5 protein-coding genes are annotated in these 4,296 nt (G+C 30.7%); 2 read left to right on the top strand and 3 right to left on the bottom strand.

Going from position 1 to position 4,296, the window contains the following annotated elements; genetic code table 11:
• The coding region (locus tag PKV21_09275) for a dephospho-CoA kinase (GenBank protein HOM27675.1) at positions 1–189 on the top strand (189 nt) is incomplete at its 5' end.
• 32 nt (positions 190–221) lie between these two features.
• Positions 222–1,493 (top strand): transcription termination factor Rho, encoded by a 1,272-nt coding sequence (gene rho, locus PKV21_09270; GenBank protein ID HOM27674.1) that lies wholly within the window; start codon positions 222–224, stop codon positions 1,491–1,493.
• A 25-nt stretch (positions 1,494–1,518) separates the two neighbouring features.
• Here the strand turns inward: rho and PKV21_09265 are convergent, their stop codons facing one another.
• The 3 genes from PKV21_09265 to PKV21_09255 form a co-directional block, all read right to left on the bottom strand.
• A complete protein-coding gene (locus PKV21_09265; protein ID HOM27673.1) occupies positions 1,519–2,430 on the bottom strand; it encodes a Gfo/Idh/MocA family oxidoreductase in 912 nt (303 codons plus the stop codon).
• Between the two features lie 37 nt (positions 2,431–2,467).
• Complete coding sequence (locus PKV21_09260; GenBank protein ID HOM27672.1) at positions 2,468–3,352, bottom strand: RluA family pseudouridine synthase; 885 nt, start codon at positions 3,350–3,352, stop codon at positions 2,468–2,470.
• A 3-nt stretch (positions 3,353–3,355) separates the two neighbouring features.
• Positions 3,356–4,296 (bottom strand): acyl-CoA dehydrogenase family protein (locus tag PKV21_09255; GenBank protein ID HOM27671.1); only part of this gene is annotated, 941 nt, incomplete at its 5' end.

The following is a 4,296-nucleotide window of genomic DNA, read 5'->3' as shown; positions in this document are numbered from 1 at the left end:
AAGATAAAAGAAAGGTTAATGGATAAATACTCTGAAAAAGATATAAAAAATATATGGAAAAATCAACTACCACTTGCTCTCAAAAAGAAAAAAGCTGATTACATAATTGATAATTCTGGCTCAATTAAAAAAACAGAGGAAAATCTAAAAAGAATTGTTGATGAATTATTAAAAAATTTAAATCAATAAAAAAGGAGAAAAGAATGGATCAAACTAATGAAATTAATGTTTCAACTTTAAGAAAATTGAGTATGACAAAATTACAGAAAATTGCAAAAGAAATGGAAGTAAATGGAATCAGTGGTTTAAGAAAAGAAGAATTAATATATAAAATAATGGAAGCACAGGCAAAGAAAAATGGATTACTTTTTGGAGAAGGTTTTCTTGAAGTTCTTCCCGATGGTTTTGGATTTTTAAGAGTACCAAATTATAATTACCTTCCAGGACCAGATGATATTTATGTTTCTCCATCACAAATAAAAAAATTTGGATTAAAAACAGGAGATACGGTTTCCGGACAGATAAGACCTCCAAAAGAAAATGAGAAGTATTTTGCACTTTTAAAGGTTGAAATGGTAAATGGTGAACCTCCTGAAAATATTTCTTCCAGAATACCATTTGAAGAATTAACTCCAATTCATCCTGATAAAAGATTTATACTGGAAACAACACCAGAGGAGATAACAACAAGAGTTATTGATTTAATTACTCCTATAGGAAAAGGGCAAAGAGGACTTATAGTTTCTCCTCCGAGAGCAGGAAAAACAGTTATTTTACAGAAAATAGCAAATGCAATTGCAAAAAATCATCCTGAAGTATATTTAATAGTTTTACTTGTTGCTGAAAGACCAGAGGAAGTCACAGAAATGAGAAGGATTGTTAAAGGAGAAGTTATAAGTGCTACTTTTGATGAATCACCAGAAAGGCATACACAGGTTGCTGAAATTGCTCTTGAAAAAGCAAAACGACTTGTTGAACATAAAAAAGATGTTGTTATTTTACTTGATAGTATAACCCGTCTTGCAAGAGCTTATAATGTTTTAGTTCCACACAGTGGTAAAATAATGACAGGAGGACTTGAATCAACTGCTCTTGATAAACCAAAAAGATTTTTTGGAGCAGCAAGAAATATAGAAGAAGGTGGAAGTTTAACAATAATAGGGACCGCTTTAATTGATACAGGAAGTAAAATGGATGATGTTATCTTTGAAGAATTTAAAGGAACTGGAAATATGGAAATAAACCTTGAGAGAAAACTTGCTGATAGAAGAATATTTCCTGCAATAGATATAAACAGGTCTGGCACAAGAAGAGAAGAATTACTTATTGACCCAGAAGAATTACAGTTAATATGGTTATTAAGAAAAATACTTGCTCCTCTTAATCCAATTGAAGCAATGGAACTTCTAATAAATAAAATTAAGACAACAAAATCAAATATTGAACTTTTATTAAGTTTAAGGGCTCAAGCAAAAGAATATTCAAATTATTGATTTACAGAACAAAATTTTTTTAAATTTAATCAATTTCACTTAAATTTACAGTCCTTTTTTCTTTTTCACTTATTAACGCACATTCCATAAACTTCATAATTTCAAGAGTTTCTTCTTTTTCAACAGGTGGTTTTCCAGTTATAAAAAATTTAATTATTTCCTTTAAAAGCTGTGCATAAATTGGGATTTCAGTTGAATATGTTACATGAATTACCTTTTTTTCAGTAAAAACAGTTGCACCATAGTTTAAAAAACCCTTTCTTATTCCTCTAACGCTTCCAATTCTATTATCATCCCATATTCCAGTAGCAAAATGAAAATCTTCTGTTTTTTCACAATATACTTTTCTGCAACCTTTACCCATAAATGTATATAAAATTTCAACTCCGTGAATCCCATACCAGAAAAAACCTGGATTTGTAGATTCAAGAGTACAGGGAGAAAAAGCGTCACAACCTAAAATTTCACCAATGTTTATATCATTTTTTATTTTTGTAAAATTATAATCAAACCTTAAAGAGGAAGAAGAAAAAACCGGACATTTATATTCATCAGCCATTTTATAAATCTTTTTTGCATCAGAATAATTTGCAGCCAGTGGTTTATCTATAAATAATGTTTTTTTTGACTTTATAACAGTTTCCGCTTCTTTCAGGTGCCTTCTTCCGTCAACACTCTCAAGTAAAACAGCATCAACTTTTTCAATTAGTTCCTCAATTGTATTTACGATTTCTATATTGTATTTTTCAACCAGTTCTTTTTTAAATCCCTCTACTCTGGAATAACTTGCTTGAATATCTGGGCTAAAAGAAGGATAACCTGCAATTACTTTTCCACCTTTAACATGGAATGGGTCATTTTCATCATTCAAAAGTTTTGTAAATGCAACAACATGAGAAGTATCAAAACCAATTATTCCTATTTTCAAATCTTCCATTTTTCCTCCCTTTTTCTTAAATATAAACATTTAATCTTTAAACAGTCAAAATTTTTTTTAAATCTTCAGGAAATGGTGCTGAAAATTCAACATATTGTTTTGTTTTCGGATGTAGAAATGAAATTTGATATGCATGAAGAGCTACCCTTTTTATTATTTCCGTTTTTTTCCCGTATTTGTCATCTCCTAAAATGGGATATCCAAGATAAGAAAGTGTTAAACGAATCTGATGAGTTCTTCCTGTAACCGGTTTAATTTTTAGTAATGTATAATTTCCAACATATTTTTCTACTTCTATTTCTGTTAAGGCATCTTTTCCTTTTAAAAAGTGAACTTTCATTTTGGTTGGATTTTCTCTATCCGGAGAAACTCTGAATTCAACTACTTTTTTCTTTTCAGGAAATCTTCCTTCAACAATTGCATAATATGTCTTTTTAACAATTCTGTTTTTAAATTGCTCAATAAGAGACCAGTATGCATAATCAGTTTTTGCAAATACAATAACTCCACTGGTTTCTTTATCAAGACGGTGAACAACACCTGGTCTATAAGGTGAACCAATGTTTGAAAGTTTAGTATGATATAGAAGGAAATTAACAAGTGTGCCAGATTTTATCGCATGGGTTGGATGAGTTAAAATTCCTGCTTTTTTATTTAGAACAATGATATCCTCATCTTCATAAATTATATCAAGTTGACCTTTTTCAGGTTCAATATTAAATTCTTTATCTATTTCTTCTTCAAATATTGTTATCAAGTTTCCTTTCTGCAAAATATAGGAAGGTTCAATAACTTTTCCGTTTACAAAAATTTTTTTATTTCTTATGAGATTTTTTATTCTTTCTCTAGAAAGTCCTGTAATCTCTTTTAAATATTTATCAACTCTAACTTTCCCTTCTTCATCAAACCTTATTTCTCTCATTTATTACGGTTTATTCCTTGTAAGTTCCTTTATAAGTTCAAGAGATATTATATTTCTCTGTATCTGATTTGTCCCTTCATATATTTGAGTAATTTTAGCATCCCTGAACATTTTTTCTACCGGATAATCCTTCATATAACCATAACCACCAAGTATTTGAATTGCATCTGTTGTAACTTTCATTGCTACATCTGAGGCGAAAAGTTTACACATCGCTGACTCTTTTGAAAACTCTTTTGCTCCACTATCTATCATTTTTGCTGTCTGGTAAATTAAACATCTTGCTGCTTCAATCTGGGTTGCCATGTCTGCAAGCATATGACTGATTGCCTGAAAGGATATAATTGTCTGACCAAATTGTTTTCTTGTATGAGCATATTTAAGTGCTTCATCAAATGCACCCTGTGCAATACCAAGAGCTTGTGCTGCAACACCAGGTCTGCTTGTATCAAAATTTTTAAGTGTTATTAAAAAACCCATACCTTCCCTACCCAATACATTTCCTTTTGGTAATTTACAATTCTCAAAAATAAGTTCTCTTGTAGCAGATGCTCTTATCCCAAGTTTTTTTTCTTTTTTTCCAAAATTAAAACCTTCCATACCTTTTTCAAGTATAAATGCGGTGGCTCCTCTTGGACCCTTTGTTTTATCAGTTGCAGCAATTACAACATAAATCTCTGCCTCCCCTCCATTTGTTATCCATTGTTTGGTTCCATTTAGAATATAATAATCACCTTCTTTTTTTGCAATTGTATTTAAATTTGTTATATCACTTCCCGCTTCCGGTTCTGTAACAGCAAATGCAGCCAGTTTTTCTCCTTTTGCTATTGGCGGTAAATATTTTTTCTTTTGTTCTTCATTACCAAAAAGTACAATAGGAAAAGTACCAAGAGCAGTCCCAGCATAAGCAAGTGCAATACCTCCACATACCCTACTCAGTTCTT

Source organism: bacterium, from assembly GCA_035371905.1.
Lineage (GTDB): Bacteria > Ratteibacteria > UBA8468 > B48-G9 > JAFGKM01 > JAMWDI01.
This window is presented reverse-complemented; position numbering and strand designations above follow the sequence as displayed.

Coding starts and splice junctions, on each gene's coding strand:
- PKV21_09265 (HOM27673.1), bottom strand. CDS start 2,430: ATGGAAGATTTGAAAATAGGAATAATTGGTTTTGATACTTCTCATGTT.
- PKV21_09260 (HOM27672.1), bottom strand. CDS start 3,352: ATGAGAGAAATAAGGTTTGATGAAGAAGGGAAAGTTAGAGTTGATAAA.